Here is a 16970-nt window from a genome sequence, read left to right on the forward strand (position 1 = left end):
CCTCCTTTATAGCATTGTATTTAAATCCTCTTTCTTAGAGGTTGGTACCTGCTGCATGTACTGCACGATCCCCAGATCTTTCATTTTGCGCGCATCTTCTGCTTCCGCATCTGTCAAAAAAATGGCATTGCTGTATTGCTTTGAACCGGCTTTTTTGATGATTCCGCCGTAATTGATCTCTTTGACTTTAGGATATGCTTCGATAAATCGCCGCGTCTCATGGGTATTCCCAAAAATGATCATGATGTTTTCGGCGAGTTGTTCGATCTTAGGCATTTTAGCGATCAGTTGATCCGTTGCTAAAATCGTTAACTTGATGCCCGCCGGTTTGGAAAGATTCAACGACATCTTCTTGAATTCATCATTGGCAGCTTCATCGTTTGCGACAATAATGCGGTTGATATTAAAAAACTTACTCCAAGAAAAAACAACCTGACCATGTAACAAGCGATGGTCGATCCGTACTAATTTGATCATAATTCATCCTCCTCTGCTGTTGCTTCGACTAGTAATTTCTTGCAATTCACAATAGATCGCTGACTTTCCTGAATAATAGCTGCTAATTCTTCTTGCGAGACTCGGTTGACTTGTGTAGCAAGTGTGATCACCAATGGAAGATTCATCCCAGTGATCAGTTCCAAATCGGGGTGCTCTTGAACGACCCCCAGCAGGTCGTTGTTGACACTCCCTCCAAGAATATCTGTAAGAATATATGTGTCCGCCAAGTCTACTTTGGCTAATATATTCTGAATTTGCTCTGTCATCGGTTGATCTTCGTCTCGAAAAGCAGATAATGCATAAATGTTCGAATGATCTCCTATAATCATTGCAGCAGTCTGTTTTAATCCTTGAGATAACTCTCCATGGCTTGCTAGAATGATTGTTGCCATATCATTAACCCTCCTGTCTGTTTACACCTTTTTATAAGCAAAAGGCGTGCCAACTTTCTAAAGCGCTATCATAGCAAGGATCCTGCCGGCTCTCAACACTGAAAAAAAGTGTGCTGAGAGAGTGTTGGGTGGGAGTGTTGGATGAAACATTAGAAAAAAGTCCTAGTTTATTGCAACTCTTGTTGTAACGACTTGATGCCAAACCAACCGCTGATAAACTGATAAACCAAAAAAGCGTCTAGACAAGCAAATCATTGTCTAGACGCTCTTCTTAAAAGATAAATGTTGTATCACTGTCTATCAAACAAAATACTTCTTTACGAGTATATGCTTGCGGTTTGCTGCATGATTATCACTGAAAACTTTCTTCGATCTCCTTTAGATGAAAACAAGCAACTTTTGCCGCCCCTTGTTGGATCAATCGGGGTTTTTGCATGTGGCATTTTTCTGTCGCGTAGATGCAGCGAGGATGAAAAATGCAGCCAGTTGGTAATTGCTTGATGTCAGGAATATCCATACCTTTCAAAGGCAAATCTGGGACAGTGTATTGCCGGTTAGCGACTCCTTGCGGGACGGCTGCTACTAATGCCCGAAAATATGGATGATTCGGATGATTGGTGGCTTGTCGAATATCACCGACTTCCATCACTTCTCCTAAATACATGACTAAGAGTTTCCCACGATCTGAAATATAACGGGCAGTGGCAAGATCGTGCGTAATATAAACAAAAGATATTCCATACTTCTGATTCATTCTCCGTAACAACTTCAACAAGGAGATCCTTAGAGACACGTCTACCATTGAAACAGGTTCATCTGCCACGATCAATTCTGGTTCTACAGATAATGCCCGTGCAATCAGTACACGTTGCCGTTGTCCGCCGCTTAACTGATGCGGGTATTTATCAATGAACTGTTCTGTAGGAAATAACCCGACATCGGCTAATAGCCCATGCACTTTCCTTCGCGCTTCATTCTGATCCTTAGCGAATCCATGCTTTCGCATCGCTGCTTGCAGTGAATGAAAAATCGTTTTGTAAGGGTTAAGTGCCGCAAAGGAATCTTGCTGGATCATTTGCACTTTGAGGCGATACGCCTGATATTCTTTCTTTGTCATCGTGCGCAAGTCTTGACCTTTATAAAGTACCTTTCCCGCTGTAGGTTGATGGAGATCCGTGATCAGCTTTCCTAATGTCGTCTTGCCACAGCCGCTTTCTCCTACTAATGCCAAGCTTTCTCCTGAAGCAAGCGACAAATTGATCCCTCTGAGAATCGCCGGCTCATTTGGTGAAAAAGCTTTGTGGACAGCTACTAATTCAAGTAATGGACTCATGGTCTTCCTCCTGTACTTGTTTGAAGTGGATACATCGCGCAGCTTGTTGGTTACTAACAGGAAAAAGCTTGTGACAAGTCTCCTCGCTGCCATCACAAGCAATGCGCGATGCGAAAGAGCATCGTTCTTTAAAGCGGCAGGTAGCGTCCGCTTTAGCTAAATCAAAAGCCACTCCTTGAATCGAAGAACGTGTATCAATGGCATCCGTCAAGCTAGGAATTGCCGCCAGTAAAGCGTTGGTATATGGGTGGGCAGGATGCGTCATGACGGCACTCACCTCGCCTACTTCTACCAGTTGTCCAGCATACATCACAGCAATACGGTCTACCATTGAACTAACAATCGATAGATCATGGGTAAGAAAAACAATCGTAATTCCTTTTTCTTGATTGATTTTCCGCAAAATAGCCAGAATATACCATTGAGTAATCACGTCCAACGCTGTCGTAGGTTCATCAAGAATAATCACCTGCGGGTCAAGCAGCAAACTTAATGCAATCAGCACTCGCTGTTTCATCCCGCCGCTTAATTCAAAGGGGTACATTTTTCTGACTCCTTGATCTAATCGCACATATTGCAGCAAGTCATTGATTTTGGCATCCAGTGGGGTGCCGCCCGTTTTTTGATGGGCTGCTGCTGTTTCATAGAAATGTTCTTCTACTGTTAAAATCGGATTCAACGCACTTTGTGCCGCCTGGAAAACCGTTGCGATCTCCCGCCAGTGGTAACGATTCCCTTCTTGTGAAGGCAAGGAAAGAAAGTCAACTGCCTCCCCAGATTGCCAATAATATACTTGTCCAGCCAGTATTTCTCCTGGCTCATCAATCAAGTTTAAAAGGCCAAAAGCCAATGTGGACTTTCCGCTGCCGCTCTCACCAATGATTCCCAGAATCTCTCCTTTTTCAATCGTTAACGTTACTTGATCCACCGCATTGATCATTCCACGATCCATCTGCTTCAAAAGTATCTTCGAAGCTTCTGTTACCCCTCGTTCCCCATGCGCGTTTGAACCTGCCGGCTTTTCTAGTTGATTCTTTCGTGACGGCTTGTCAGAATTTCGTCTGATTCGCCATTTTGATCTACTTTTCGAAGTCGCGTGACGACGAAACCCTATAGTTAGCTGGTTTGCTTCAAGTATCTTACCCATCGATCTCACTCCTAATTCTTGGATTAAAGGCATCTTCTAGTCCTTTTGAAAAAAGAAAGCAGGCTGACTGGAAAACAACGATACCAACAATCGGTGTAATCAAATAAATAGCAGCTGAGGATCCAAACATGGCACCGGTTTTGGTCATTGCCAAATTCAGCATAATTCCCCAATGCTCCCCTTTGAAAGGGGCCAATCCAAGCAACATCAAGCCGACAGAGGCAAGAACCGATGCCCGCATGATCAAGACAAAATTGATTGCAATATAAGGGATGAGACTAGGTAAAATATCTTGCCGAATCATATATCCCTTGGACATTCCCAAAAGCTGGCTAGCCAGAATGTACTCACTTCCCCGCAATGTCATGACCTGACTCCGAACGCTGCGAGCCAACCCTGCCCAGTTCCAAATCGCCAAAAGAAAACCAAAAGCCAGAACGTTTCCCGCACTGATCACCAAAGAAAGTGCCATAAGTACAGGAAATGAAGGAATCGTCAAAACAACATTCGTGAGGAACATCAAGAGTTTATCTGTTGCTCCTCCCACAAATCCCGCAACAATGCCAATCGACATTCCAATCAAAATCGAGAAAAAACCTGAAAATAATGCAATTAGGACGACATCCCTCGTTCCTAAAATAAACTGCAACAATGTATCTCTACCAGTAAAATCGGTTCCTAAAGGATGTTGCAAAGAGGGACCTAATAATCGATTGGTATAATCTGCGGGCAAGTCGCCAATCAGCCATTGCCCCAAAAGAGCGAAACCAACTAGAATCAATAATAAATACATTCCAACAGCCGCTTGACGATTTGCACGAATCACTTTGATAAAAGAAGACAATTGTTTCATTCTGTCTGCCTCCTTAATCGAGGATCCAAATAGCCATACAATGTATCTACAATGACATTGGCACCAACTACTGTGACAATGATCATAAAGAACATCCCCTGCATCAAAGGAATATCACGCACCGCAATAGCTGTGTTCAAGTAATAGCCCAATCCTGGATAAGAAAAGATGTTCTCAATCAAAGGCGCACCGCCTAATAAAAGACCAAAAGTCGTTCCTAATGTGGTAATCATGGGTAAGCGAGCATTCTTTCCGACATATTTCTTGCGGATCACACCATCACTCAAACCACGCGCACGTGCATACTTGATGTATTCTTGGTGCATAACATTCATAGCACTTCCCCGCATATTCAGAATCCAGTTCGCCAAATAAACAACAAAAATGGCGCTGATAGGCAATATCCCATGACGTGCTACACTAATGAGAAACGGAAGGTTCAAACCAACCGTCACTTGTGATCCATAGGCACCGCGGCTCGGCAGCCAGACAAGCTGCACGGCAAACAAAGAGACCAAGAAGAAACCAATGAGGTAATCCGGAAACGAGCCAACCATGGAGGTCAGTGTTTCTGTCACCGTATTTAAGCGTTTATTCTTGGACCATGCAACCATCAAACCGATTCGTGTGCCTGCCATGTAAGAAAGAATAGTAGCCACGCCAGCTGAAAAAAGCGTCCAAGGCAATGCACTTAAAACAATGGATAAAACAGGCGTCCGAAAACGGATCGAGGTGCCTAGGTCTCCTTTTAAGAGCTGCAGAATGAAATGGCCGATTTGCTGCAGCAATGGCTGAGATGGATCATAATTCAGCATACTGATCGCTCGGCTCATAGCATCCGCTTCTGAGATTCCTTGCGTACTTCGCAGCTCATTTGCCAAAATCGTTACTGGATCGCCAGGCATGATTTTGATAATCAAAAAAGTCATAAAGACGCCTGCGGTTATCGTAAAGAAAACATTCGCTAATTTCTTCATTTCTTATACACGCCTCCTTCCAGTCTATTTGTTTAATCAGTGATTCCCATGCTCTTTCGCAGCGTTCCTTCCGCAATCAATGAAGAAAACATTGATTCACCAACGCCAATAAAGCGTGGGTCTTGAACCAATTGGTTTGCAGGAACTTGAAAGTCGATAGCCGGATTAAGGACACGCACGGGAAAACCTTTTTCTAGATAAGGGATAAACAAGATATGCTCATTTGTCACTGCCATCAATTCTTTGGTGGTCGCAATAAAATCGTCTCCCTCACTGTCAAACAGATGATTCGTTAAAGCGATCACATCAACTTTCCCTTGAGCGTTGGTCAAGTATAATTCTCCTGTTGGCTCCGTTTCAAGCCCGAATAGCCAACTGCGGCCCTTATATAATTGTTCATACGTTCCATAAGGATTGGCATAAAGAATATTAGAAGGCGGGGCAAATTCGATAGCAACGGTGTGCTCTCCATTTCTCAAATACGCATCATAAGAAGCGCCTTCCATTGGCAAAAATGTCACATCAAAGCCAAAACTATTCAATTCATTAACGATCGCTTCTCCCGGCAATAAAGCTGAACCCCAGCCATTATTGCAAGCAAAATCAAAGGCCACTTTATTTCCTTGCGCATCGATCCAGGTATCTTCTTTTGTCCAACCAGCTGCCAATAAGACAGCTTCCGCTTGCTCAACATTGTATTCTCGTGCGGTGAGCTCCGACTGCACCCAATCTGTCAATCCATAAACTTCTTGTAAAGAAAGCGGCAATCCTGTACTCCCCATCTCACTTGGCATACTGCCGACTTCTGCTAACGGTAGAATTTCATCAGGATTCACCAAATAGGCCACAGCTTCGCGGAAAGCCAGCTCCTGGGCAAAAGCCTGCTTTACATTAAAAACTACGGACATTTGTGAATACTCTGGTAAATAAAATTCAGTAAAATAGTCCAACTTACTTTCAACTTGGCGAATCAAATCTTCTGTCATACCGCCACTGTGCATATCGAGAGTCCCATCGATCATACTATTGGCTGCTACTTCAGGTGTGACAGCGCGAATAATTGTTAATGAGTCGATGCTAGTCTCCTGATAAAAGTGTTCATTCTTCTCCAAGACTGCTTCACTTGTAGAAAGATTAGCAATCGTAAATGCGCCCGAACCAACCATATCTGTCACTTGCGGCATATATCCTTCCAATTCTTCATTAAGGATTTGTAATTGTTCATTTCCTGCTTCTGAAAACCAATACGTATTGGTCTCATCATGCCATTCCCGTTGTGCATCAGCGATGCCTTGATATTGCTGTGCCCAATCACCGTATTCCTCGAAACGAGCAGCTACCTTTACATCAGTCAGTAGATTCAGCATCAAGTGACTTTCATTTTTGAAATGAAACGCCACTGTTTGCTCATCCGGGACTTCAATTTTCTCTAAAAATTCCCAAATCTGTTTCTTACCAACCCACATTTGGTAGCTGGTGAGGACATCTTGAGCAGTGATGTCGCTGCCATCACTCCATTTGATACCTTCCTTCAGTGTGATATTGATCACATTTTGATCAATGCTGTAACTCGAAGCTAGCCTAGGCTTGAAATTCTCGCCGCCTTCACCTACCGGGGTGAATGAAAACAACGCTTCTTGCACATAAGGTTCAATCCCACCACCAATAAAACCACTAATATAGGGATTGCCATGGGCAGTTGGCGGAACAACATAATCGCCATTAATCACTAATGTTTGAGAGTCCTGCGCTGTTTGATCGGTCTCCTTCGTTTCTTCTCCACAGGCCGTTAAGAGAAATAATGCAGCCAAGCAAACCAGCCCTTTGAATTTTTTCATGTGTTCACTCCTCAGCTAATATGATCCCTGTTGATCCGATAACGATTGACGGATTGTCTCCAATAACTATCGGATCAACCATAGGTGAATAGAAACCAAGGCTTGCCAACTTCTGGACCTAGGATAGAAGGATTGTTCACCCGACGAATGTAACGACTTACTATTTTCAACTATGACTACCTATTTATCAGTAAGCATTATCATTACGAGACTTTTATGCCTGCTATTTGTCAAAAACGATTCTGCGCATGAATGTTTAGACAACAAAAAAGGCATCGGACAAGACGGTCCAATGCCTTTGACATAGCAAAATAAGCGTCTAGCATCCCGCGAAAATTTACCAAAAAAACACCCCACTACTAGAAAAGAAGGGAAATTTTGGGTACAATAAACACGTTGATGCCGATGGCGTTCAACTATGGCAACTTGATTGGTCATCTTGGTTAAAGGTCTGACTGATCAGGGCCTCGCTGCTCTGCGCCAACAGAGTTGCGAGGTGCCTATTTTTTTGGTTTCTATTCGGTTATAAGTGTAGCCGATTTTGGAAGGGGTTGCAAGCGAACATCAAAGGAAAAACGAACATAACATTCAAAATATGGCAGTATTTTATTGAAATATGGAGATTATCCTTGATATTTCTATTGCTTTAACAAAAAACAAACGGATGTACAGAACTTGCTACTCTTCTTTTATGAATACAAACCGCAGAACAGTTACTGGTCTTTGTTTTGTTCCTTCTTTCGCAGTGCTTCGTCTAATAAGTAAATCACAGTCAAATATTTATCCTTCTCTTTATTAAAAGGAATACGCAAGTAATACCCAGCAATGAGAACCAACAACAAAAACACAGGTAATGTGAATTCTGGACTTTTTATTTCGAATGTCAAAGCCAACATAGCTAAGATAATCGATAACGCAGACATCGAGTAGGACATTTTGTCATATGATGTAAGCAGATCTTTCTCTGTATTAGAAAAACGTGTTCTCCAAAATCGCAAAATAAACGCATCTTCTTCCGCAACCCTATCAATCAGTTCTACTAACTCTTCTTTTGTGCGTGTTTGTTTTACATGCGTGTATAAGATATTTTTCACCACTTTTCTTTGATTCTTTTTTGTATAGAAATCAAATAAAATTTCTGATAAACAATACTGAGCATTGTTCTTTGGTCTAAACTTCTTTAACATCTACTTCCTCCTTTTGAATTATAATCTCAACATACCATAAATATTTAATATCAAACTATATAATTTATCAAAAAGTTAAACTAATTTTTCATTGTCTGCAACTCTATTTCATTGGATTTATCAACATAAATAATACTATGTAAATGTTACTTCTAGCGTGATTCCCTCTACACAAAAAGAGACCAGAAACATCCTGCTTCTGGTCTCTTATATCAAAACTGTTACTCACAACTCCCGGTATTTCTTCTTGGAATCCTTGCTTTGTTCCACCGGATATTTCACCGCATTTTTCTGCAATTTCTCTTTGATGATCTCATCGATATCTAGCTTTAGATTATCCGCCAGCATATAACTGTAGATCAACACGTCGGCAATTTCTTCTTTAAGATGCTCAAAATCTTTCAGCGCCTCTTCCGAAGACTTCCATTGAAAGATCTCCAGCAACTCTGCGGCTTCGATGGAAATCGAAAGCGCCAAATCTTTCTCATTATGAAATTGACGCCAATTCCGTTCATCACGAAATTTATTGATTAGCGCCATGGAGGTTTCTTCATGAATCATATTTTCTCCTTTTGCTCTAATGAATAGCTACCTTGCTCTTTTGAGATAGCATGTCGGATAGATTCATTAGCGAATAACGTTTTTACTTTCTCGGCTTCATTTTCTATCTAGGATTTTCTTGAAGCTTAAAAGATAGTTGGCATTATAAAATTAGTTTGAAATATCGCCGTAGCTTTCTGATAAATATGAGTAAACCTATTCTTTTTAGATTTCTGTCTAACACTACTTACTTCTATTCTTGATATTTATGATACTTCCATGATTGTTTAATCAAGCTAGCAATATACTCAATTTCTTGATTATTTTTCATGATGACCTCATAGTCCCCGTTTCCCCAGTGACCAATTTTACTCACATCTCTTGCTAAATTTCGTGAATCATTTAATTCACCTGATTTCAAGTTAATCCAAATCTTGAGAGAGCTTTTTTGAATTTGAATATCAACAATATTTCGCTTTAACTTGAATGAATTGTAATGCTTAACCGCTTTTACTTTAATATCATTATCCCAAGTTAATATAATATCTTTTAATTCTTTATAGAGATCCTGAATTTCTTCTGAGCCTTTCAACATATGCTCTTTCTCTGTATAAAGCCTAATCTCTTTTGACAATCCACGTTCTAATGCTTCGTCATCATTTTGTTTAGACGAATTTATATTGCTTGTTTTTGTTAAGGATTCAATAGTAACAAGATCATTCTTATATTTTTTAGCAATTACTAAATCTATTGGTAGCTTAGGGTTATTAATTGCTCCATATTGATACTCTGTATATTCATTTGCCACAAAAATAATACGAGTCTGTGACCAATCAATATCAGCAATTTTTTTTAACTGATTTGGATAATACTCATTGTACTTTAAAACAAAATCGCCCTTATGAGCCAACAAAGTATTAAGATAGGCATACCCTTGATCAATTACACTGTATCGTTTTCCTTTTTTATATTCAATTATTACAAAACTTTTAGTATCAGAATCATAAGCTACCGTATCTAACCGAAAATTACCTACAGTAAATTCTGAAGCAACAAAGTCCAAATTAAATAATGATTCTAAGTTTTCCTCAATGAGTTCTTGCAATTGCTTTTCTTTAGCAAAAACTTCTTCTTTAATTTCTTTCATTTTCAGGTTGCTCAATTGATAAAGCGCCAAATAACTCAACCACCTTTTCAGAAGGATAAAAACCAGCTACTTCAATTACTATCTCTTAATTCTTTACCTACCTTAGTTCATTTTCTAGAGGGATCAAGGTTTCATCCAACACTGTTCTCCATGCTCGCTTCATTTGTTGCGGGTATTGGAATGGCTTCGCGGTTGGATGTTTTTCTTTGTAGGCCTCAAAATCTTTACTTTGGATAATCCCTTTCATATTAGGAATTGGGTCCTCTCCAACAACGTATTGAATACTTGAATAATGAAGTTCATTTGCCGAAACATTCCATTCATTTGAGAACGCATGAATCATTTGATCTCTTGCTTGCACAAAGAAGCGTCGTTTGATGGCAAAAATATCTTCTTTCACATCAAGCTCTCCGGAATCTATGGCATTCAAGATTTGTCGATACACTTCTTTGACGCACTCAGTTTTGTTTAATTTCTTCAAAGCTTTCTCAATTTCTTCACGTACATCTGAACTATTGGCTGCATAAGTACCTAATAATTGATCAATATATGAGGAGTCAATGTCATACAGTCGGATTGAATTGTCGCTATAAAACTCAATAGCTGAAAAATTCATACCTCCTTCTTCCTCTTGCTCATCTACCAAAGAACCCTTGATTGTTTCATAAAAGCCAACTTGTTCTTCTAAGATAGAAACCTGTTCTTTTAAAACATCTGATTGTTCCATCTCTTCATTGTAATTGTCATACGTAACCAATGCTTCATAAGCCTTATTCAACTCTTGAAAAGCTTTCACATAATCTACTCGGGTTTCTATCGGAGTATTCTCAGTTGTTCCAGGTATTACAGTAAATGTTTGTAATTGCTTATATGCCTTTTCAAAGCGTGCTTTTGATTCTTCATAGGTTGGATAAATCAACCCGGATTCTTCTTGTGCTTCTGAATATAGCTTTGTAGCTTCTGTCACATTATATTCCATTGTCGCTGGTTTTCTAAATGTAACGACTAAGCCTTTGCTCTTTTCAGGATATGTGCGATTGGTTCGTGAGAAGGCTTGAATCAATCCTGCATATTCTAGATTTCGATCGACAAACAATGTTTGGATCGTAGGGGCATCAAACCCTGTTAAAAGCCGATCAACGACAATCACTAAATCAATTTGCTTACCGAATTGCTTAAATTCCGCTCGTTTCCGTGCCAAACGATTATTGATATCTCCGTTATAGCGTTCAATTTCTGCGATTGTCCACGCTGTCTGGTAATACTCATTGTATTCTGAAATAATCTGCTGCATTTCATCTTGCTTTTCTTTGGCACTTGCTGCATTCTCATCCAGAGAGTATGTAATGGCAATTCGCGGAAAATCCGGATCCTCCATCGTTCTTCCTTCACGAATCGGTTGATCAGGGAATTCTTTTTGAAGCCAATCTGATTCTTTCGTCATTTCTTTGATCGCTTGATAGTATCTCTTTGCCATATCAATGGAGCTTGTTGTCAAAATAGCAGATTTTGTTGGTCGTCCATTTCTAAAATCGAATTTTGTATAGGCATTATTAGGACGAAAGATTTTATGGATCACTTTCTGAATATGCTCCTCTGATTCATAAACAATCGGCTCAATGTAACTCTCCTTTTTCATTTGATCCATATTATCCACAACCAAATTGATTTGTTCTGGAGAGTATTTGGCATATTTTTCAACTTCAAGTAATTTCTGGTGAATGCGATTATCTAGAGAGGTTGGTTCAATGGTATTTTCATGCTCTACTTGAAAGCCCAATACTGAACCATCTTCTAAGGCATTTTTGATTGTATAGGTGTGTAAAACATCTCCATACTGATCTCGAGTAGTACGAGCCAATTGTCCTTGGGCCTGCTTCTTATTCACTTCAAAAATTGGCGTTCCTGTAAAGCCGAACCAAGTAGAGTTTGGGAAGAACTGCTTGATTTCCTCCATATTTTCAGCACTTAAAGCGCGGTGGCATTCATCCACGACAAAAACAATATGTTGACCGATCAGCTTTTCAAATCGCTTGGTTCCATTTTTGGCTTCTTGTTTTTTGGCATATTTCAAAGCTGCATCTAGCTTTTGACGGGTGGTAATAATGATTACATTGGCATTTGCATCAGCCAAAAGTGTTTTGCCTAGCTCTTTTGCATTGCCAGTTCCCACAATTAAACTATTGGCTTTCGCATCCCCAGAAGATATTCCTGTATTAAATTCTGAGGCAAATTTTGTAAATTCATTGGTTGTTTGATTATCTAAGTCTTTGCGATCCACCAACATAATCGTACGATCAATACCAGACTTGCGCGCTAAAAGTTTAGTTGCAACAAAACTTGTCAACGTTTTTCCTGAACCAGTTGCATGCCAAACATAGCCGGATTGGTGCTTATTGGCCGCCATAAATAATGCCTCTATCGCATGTACCTGATAGGGATGTAAGACCATTAAGGTTTTATTGTCTTGATCTTCGCTCACAATCGTGTAATTAGCGATAAGCCGATGGGCATCTGGGATATTCAACACTTGCTTACAAAATTCATAAAGATTATCTACTTTTTTGTTGTCTCTTGTCCGCCAACTAAACAAAAATTTCCGATGCATGTCTTTAGGCATTGCATTGGCAAAATAGCGCGTCGTTTGTTCATTTGAGACAACAAACAATTGAAGCGTTGAAAAGATGTTATTACGAAAGACACCTTCTTCAGCATATTTTTTTATTTGGTTAAAGGCTTGAAAAACACCGTCTTTTGCTGTGACCTGTTTCAATTCAATTTGAACAATCGGCAAGCCGCTGATTAATAATGTCACATCAAAACGACGGTCACGTGCGTCCGCACTACTACCTTGTTTGGCAATTTGATTCACAACTTCATACGTCGACAAGCCCCCACCTACGTCTTGGTTGGAATAAAGAATCAGCGAGATTGATCCTAAAGAAGTATCTTCACGATCAATCTTGATTCGAGCAATACCATTTTCTCCCTTTAACCATTTCGCTGCATCAAAGGGCGTTTGAGTTTTCAATAGCAATTCTGTTTTAATGGTTTCAAATTCTTTATCAGTTAAAGGATGATCACCAATTTCTGAAAGATTATTATGCGTGATCTTCTCACGCAAATTTTGCCACAAATCAGCTTCTGTCTTTAACTCTGGTCGGTAGACCCATTGATTGTGTCCTTCGCCTAATATATGAATCAGGTGACTTTCTACTTCGGCTTCGTCACGATGATTTATTTTCATTCCCACACCTCCTTAGACAAATAATTTTTGCAGAAACCCTTTTTTGGTTTCTTTTAGCAAATCTAGCTCGCGCTGATGAAGAGCGATAGTGTCGTCGAGTTGTTTAAAGAAGTTACCGATTTTTTGTTGTTCTTCATATTTTTTTGGAATAGTCACTTTTTTCTCTAATAAATCTGACTTAGTCATTCCTTTAATAGATGTTCCTTGTATATTCTTAAGCTCTTTTTGAAGCATAGAATATAAAGAGAAGATTCCAAAATATGAATCTATTTGTAACTCTGAAAGTGATAAAAAATCTTGGCTAGTAGCATACTCAAAAGGCATTAATGCTAATTTACCAACCCCCACTCGTGTAACTATCGCAATTGAGTTAGGAGGAATAATTTTTGCTGCAGATTTTTTAACAGCTTCATTCGTAATTTTCTTTTTAGGAGAAACATTAAATAATCTGTTAATTTCTAAATCGCTACTTTGAATCCATGGAATGTTACCGTTCCAAAATTCTTTTGTATTAGTTTTAGGGGTACCACCACCATAAGTAACTTTTGAAATTTCAAAAACCTTACGCTGTTCCCATTCTTCAGTAAATCCCGGGAAACGAATTTCTGGAACTTTTTCTCCTTCTTTGGGAAACATTTTTTGTAAAAATCCTTTTTTGGTTTCTTTTAGTAGCTCTAGCTCGCGCTGATGAAGAGCGATAGTATCGTCTAGTTGTTTGAAGAAAGTGCCGATTTTTTGTTGTTCTTCAACAGATGGATAGAAAAAGGACATTTTGGAAATTTGTTGGAAATTCAAACCTTCTCTTCCACCACCAGCTTGGTTCAAGTCAATTTCTCTTTGACCTTTACTGGAACTAATATTTAGTTGGATAAAATCAGAATAATATTCTTTTTTAGGCCTAATAATACATACATGTTGATTTACATTAGCCGCCATTTTTTGTCTGTAAACTGCACTTCGACCAATGGATGCCCCAGTTATGTTTAAAAGTATATCTCCCGTATAAACTCTACTATTTTTCATTTCATCGTCTGTTTTTTTTGAAATATATGCAACATCATTTTGATTGAATCTGTTATTAAATATATTTTGAGACCGAATTAATGGTACACCTTCAGTTTGATAAGTAGCATTTCCTCCTTTTGGAGTTTTTCCACTGCCAATTTTTTCTGTAACATTTCCCAACTTACGCTGTTCCCATTCTTCAGTGAATCCTGTGAAGCGAATTTCTGGTTTATTCTTATTCATCATGTTTAAACACCTCTAACGCACCTTGAAGCCATTCTTTATTTTCATCATTTGTCTCAAAAGCAGCGATGGTAGAAAATAACTCTTTTTCTAATGCGTGCTTTTCTTGGCGAATCTGTTTGACTTCATTCCCTACATTCTTCATATCAATACTTTCTTCTTCTTCAAATGTATCAACATAGCGAGGAATGTTTAAGTTAAAATCATTTTCTTTTATTTCATCAAAACTGGCTAAATAAGCATATTTATCTTCAGTTGCTCTGTTTTTGTAAGTCGAAACAATTTTCTCTACGTTCTCGACTGATAATTTATTTTGATTTTTTCCTTTAATAAATTCATTGCTAGCATCAATAAATAAGACATCCCGTGTTTCACGATTCTTTTTCAAAATAATCACTGTTGTTGGAATCGATGTGCCAAAGAAAAGATTTGCTGGCATGCCAATGACTGCATAGATGCTACCATCTTCGAGTAATTTCTTTCGAATAAACCCTTCAGCTGCACCACGAAACAGCACACCATGAGGCAAGACAATTGCCATCGTTCCAGAATCTTTTAAATGATAAAAACCATGAAGAAGAAAAGCAAAGTCAGCTTTAGATTTTGGCGCTAGTTTTCCATATCGGTTAAATCGGGAATCATCTAAAAAGGTCTCATCTGCTGACCATTTCGCTGAATATGGAGGATTCATCACTACTGAATCAAATAAATAGGGCTCATCAGTAGGCCAATCTTTATTAAGCGTATCGCCGTTTCTCAAATTCATATCTTCTGCGTCTACACCATGAAGAATTAGGTTCATTTTTGCTAAATTAAAAGTTGTGGTATTCATTTCCTGACCGTGATACTTGACATTCTCAGGATATTTCAAATAATTCCGTACATTCAGCATTAAAGAGCCTGATCCCATTGTCGGATCGAAAACGCTGAATAATTTTTTTTCTTCTTGATCAATAGTTACAATTTGCGCCATCATTTCAGAAACCTTTTTTGGTGTGTAGAACTCACCAGCTTTCTTTCCCGCTTCGGAAGCAAATTGGCTGATCAAAAATTCATAAGCATCTCCAATCACATCGCCGTCATGTCCCAATACATCAATATCATTCAGTTTCTTTAATACTTCAGTTATTGTGACATTTCGTTGCTGGTCATCCGAACCAAGTTTTTTTGATTGTAAATCGACATCATCAAACAACCCATTAAATTGCTCAAATTTTGATGACAGCTCGGTAAACCCTTTGTTCAAATCATTTAACTGAAAGATATTTTGTTTTGCTTGATCAGCTAAGACATTAAACAAGCGATTGGGTTCGATTTCATAACCTAAAGTATCCACAATCGTTGCTAACAAATCTTCTCTTGAATCTTCATCTGCCAGTAACGCTTGATACAATTTCGTCTGCTTCTCGACTTCATCATATTCTTCTAAGGATTCATCTGCTAATAAAACAACTTGTTGTAATAATTTATCTGAAAGATATTTGTAAAAAATCAAGCCTAAAAGATAGTTTTTATATTCTGATGCATCCATTTTGCTGCGAAGATTGTCCGCTGCACTAAATAGACGCTGATTCAATTCTTGCCCCACTACATGCACACTCCTATATTTCGTTCTTTTTCCTAATTTTATCACTATAAAGCACAAAAAGAAGAAGTTTCGGGTAATTTCTTCTTTTTATGCTTTCTTTAATTTTTATTCATTATGTTATCAAAAATGTCTTCTCTATCCCTATCAAGTAACCCTCCAGCGATAGAAATGTTGCATAGAGATACATCCCTATTATAAGAAACATACGTTCGATAAGCAAACAGATAATTAAGAGAAATGAGATGCCTCAATTGGGAAAAGGCCTCTTTCCCCTCAAAACCTCACCCGATCCGTATCCGAAGGCCATTGATCATAGACCATTTCCCAATGATTATCCTGATAGAGTTCATACTTCTCGAAGACGAAGGGTAAGCCTTTGGCATGGGCAATGTCGTCGCTGTCCATGACTTGAAAGTGCAAATGAGGCGAGGTGGAGTTGCCAGAGTGACCGACGTTTCCTAGAAACTCGCCTTTTTGCAACTGTTGACCGACAGCTACAGCGATGGAATTGGTCTGCAAATGAACGAAAGCGAGATAGACTTGTGGGGCGTGTTTCACGATTAAATAGTTGCCAGCGATTTGGCTAAAATCGTCTTGATATTCATTAAAGGTGCGGGCATTTTTGATTGCGAGAGCTCCGTCGGATATCCAATGAACGGTTTGCCGTTCAGGAATACCGTCAACCACAGCAATGACTTCACCATCACATGGGGCGTAGATTGGTTGACCCCAACAGTAACAGTTCGCTAATGGTACACCGGATAGGAAATATCTGGCAAAAGAGGTGTCATAAAACGGCTTATGGGGCTTATTCCAATTGACTTGGACAAAATCAAAGGCATACCTCATTCCCATACGATTGGTTCCATGACTGGGGACGCGTTTGACAGGGGTCGTGGGGGCTTGCCACTCTCCCCTTAAGGGAAACTCGATGCGGATGGGGCTTTTGAATGGATCCATGGTTCTTCCTCCAAT

14 protein-coding genes are annotated in these 16970 nt (G+C 39.3%); all 14 read right to left on the bottom strand.

The annotated features are described in order from the left end of the window. Positions 1 to 6 precede the first annotated feature (6 nt). The 14 genes from FE005_RS01800 to FE005_RS01865 all read right to left on the bottom strand — a co-directional run bounded on the left by FE005_RS01800 (position 7) and on the right by FE005_RS01865 (position 16955). On the bottom strand, positions 7 to 477 hold the full coding sequence (locus FE005_RS01800; protein WP_081131919.1) for a PTS sugar transporter subunit IIB: 471 nt from the start codon (positions 475 to 477) through the stop codon (positions 7 to 9). Next, a complete protein-coding gene (locus FE005_RS01805; protein ID WP_103300139.1) occupies positions 474 to 890 on the bottom strand; it encodes a PTS sugar transporter subunit IIA in 417 nt (138 codons plus the stop codon). Before FE005_RS01805 ends, FE005_RS01800 begins: the two co-directional genes overlap by 4 nt. Positions 891 to 1242: 352 nt before the next feature. Then, on the bottom strand, positions 1243 to 2223 hold the full coding sequence (locus FE005_RS01810) for an ABC transporter ATP-binding protein (RefSeq protein ID WP_138371217.1): 981 nt from the start codon (positions 2221 to 2223) through the stop codon (positions 1243 to 1245). Next, entirely contained in the window at positions 2207 to 3370 is a 1164-nt protein-coding gene (locus FE005_RS01815) for an ABC transporter ATP-binding protein (protein WP_254696995.1), read from the bottom strand. Before FE005_RS01815 ends, FE005_RS01810 begins: the two co-directional genes overlap by 17 nt. Next, the gene (locus FE005_RS01820; protein ID WP_138371219.1) at positions 3363 to 4223 is read right to left on the bottom strand and encodes an ABC transporter permease; all 861 of its coding nucleotides are present in this window, start codon (positions 4221 to 4223) and stop codon (positions 3363 to 3365) included. Before FE005_RS01820 ends, FE005_RS01815 begins: the two co-directional genes overlap by 8 nt. Beyond that, positions 4220 to 5200 carry an ABC transporter permease gene (locus FE005_RS01825; protein ID WP_003125468.1) on the bottom strand — a complete coding sequence of 327 codons (981 nt, stop codon included), beginning with the start codon at positions 5198 to 5200 and terminating at the stop codon, positions 4220 to 4222. Before FE005_RS01825 ends, FE005_RS01820 begins: the two co-directional genes overlap by 4 nt. Before the next feature lie 32 nt (positions 5201 to 5232). Further along, positions 5233 to 7038, bottom strand: a complete 1806-nt coding sequence (locus FE005_RS01830) for an ABC transporter substrate-binding protein (RefSeq protein WP_138371220.1) — start codon at positions 7036 to 7038, stop codon at positions 5233 to 5235. A gap of 713 nt (positions 7039 to 7751) precedes the next feature. Further along, complete coding sequence (locus FE005_RS01835; RefSeq protein ID WP_138371221.1) at positions 7752 to 8225, bottom strand: hypothetical protein; 474 nt, start codon at positions 8223 to 8225, stop codon at positions 7752 to 7754. Between the two features lie 225 nt (positions 8226 to 8450). Then, positions 8451 to 8786, bottom strand: a complete 336-nt coding sequence (locus FE005_RS01840; RefSeq protein ID WP_138371222.1) for a nucleotide pyrophosphohydrolase — start codon at positions 8784 to 8786, stop codon at positions 8451 to 8453. Between the two features lie 232 nt (positions 8787 to 9018). Beyond that, entirely contained in the window at positions 9019 to 9942 is a 924-nt protein-coding gene (locus FE005_RS01845) for a DUF5655 domain-containing protein (RefSeq protein ID WP_138371223.1), read from the bottom strand. Positions 9943 to 10009: 67 nt separating this feature from the next. Then, the gene (locus FE005_RS01850; protein ID WP_138371224.1) at positions 10010 to 13159 is read right to left on the bottom strand and encodes a type I restriction endonuclease subunit R; all 3150 of its coding nucleotides are present in this window, start codon (positions 13157 to 13159) and stop codon (positions 10010 to 10012) included. A 12-nt stretch (positions 13160 to 13171) separates the two neighbouring features. Beyond that, positions 13172 to 14410 (bottom strand): restriction endonuclease subunit S, encoded by a 1239-nt coding sequence (locus FE005_RS01855; protein ID WP_138371225.1) that lies wholly within the window; start codon positions 14408 to 14410, stop codon positions 13172 to 13174. Next, positions 14400 to 15995, bottom strand: a complete 1596-nt coding sequence (locus tag FE005_RS01860; RefSeq protein ID WP_138371226.1) for a type I restriction-modification system subunit M — start codon at positions 15993 to 15995, stop codon at positions 14400 to 14402. Before FE005_RS01860 ends, FE005_RS01855 begins: the two co-directional genes overlap by 11 nt. 273 nt (positions 15996 to 16268) lie before the next feature. Continuing rightward, positions 16269 to 16955, bottom strand: coding sequence for a M23 family metallopeptidase (locus FE005_RS01865; protein ID WP_138371227.1), 687 nt, complete (start codon positions 16953 to 16955; stop codon positions 16269 to 16271). Between the last annotated feature and the right edge of the window lie 15 nt (positions 16956 to 16970).

The sequence above is a fragment of the Enterococcus sp. M190262 genome (assembly GCF_005843965.1).
GTDB classification, from domain to species: Bacteria; Bacillota; Bacilli; order Lactobacillales; family Enterococcaceae; genus Enterococcus_D; species Enterococcus_D gallinarum.

Bases quoted from the DNA above. Each gene is read 5' to 3' on its own strand.
- FE005_RS01825 (WP_003125468.1), bottom strand. From the start codon at position 5,200: ATGAAGAAATTAGCGAATGTTTTCTTTACGATAACCGCAGGCGTCTTT.
- FE005_RS01865 (WP_138371227.1), bottom strand. From the start codon at position 16,955: ATGGATCCATTCAAAAGCCCCATCCGCATCGAGTTTCCCTTAAGGGGA.
- FE005_RS01835 (WP_138371221.1), bottom strand. From the start codon at position 8,225: ATGTTAAAGAAGTTTAGACCAAAGAACAATGCTCAGTATTGTTTATCA.
- FE005_RS01815 (WP_254696995.1), bottom strand. From the start codon at position 3,370: ATGGGTAAGATACTTGAAGCAAACCAGCTAACTATAGGGTTTCGTCGT.
- FE005_RS01805 (WP_103300139.1), bottom strand. From the start codon at position 890: ATGGCAACAATCATTCTAGCAAGCCATGGAGAGTTATCTCAAGGATTA.
- FE005_RS01800 (WP_081131919.1), bottom strand. From the start codon at position 477: ATGATCAAATTAGTACGGATCGACCATCGCTTGTTACATGGTCAGGTT.
- FE005_RS01840 (WP_138371222.1), bottom strand. From the start codon at position 8,786: ATGATTCATGAAGAAACCTCCATGGCGCTAATCAATAAATTTCGTGAT.
- FE005_RS01820 (WP_138371219.1), bottom strand. From the start codon at position 4,223: ATGAAACAATTGTCTTCTTTTATCAAAGTGATTCGTGCAAATCGTCAA.
- FE005_RS01830 (WP_138371220.1), bottom strand. From the start codon at position 7,038: ATGAAAAAATTCAAAGGGCTGGTTTGCTTGGCTGCATTATTTCTCTTA.
- FE005_RS01850 (WP_138371224.1), bottom strand. From the start codon at position 13,159: ATGAAAATAAATCATCGTGACGAAGCCGAAGTAGAAAGTCACCTGATT.
- FE005_RS01855 (WP_138371225.1), bottom strand. From the start codon at position 14,410: ATGATGAATAAGAATAAACCAGAAATTCGCTTCACAGGATTCACTGAA.
- FE005_RS01810 (WP_138371217.1), bottom strand. From the start codon at position 2,223: ATGAGTCCATTACTTGAATTAGTAGCTGTCCACAAAGCTTTTTCACCA.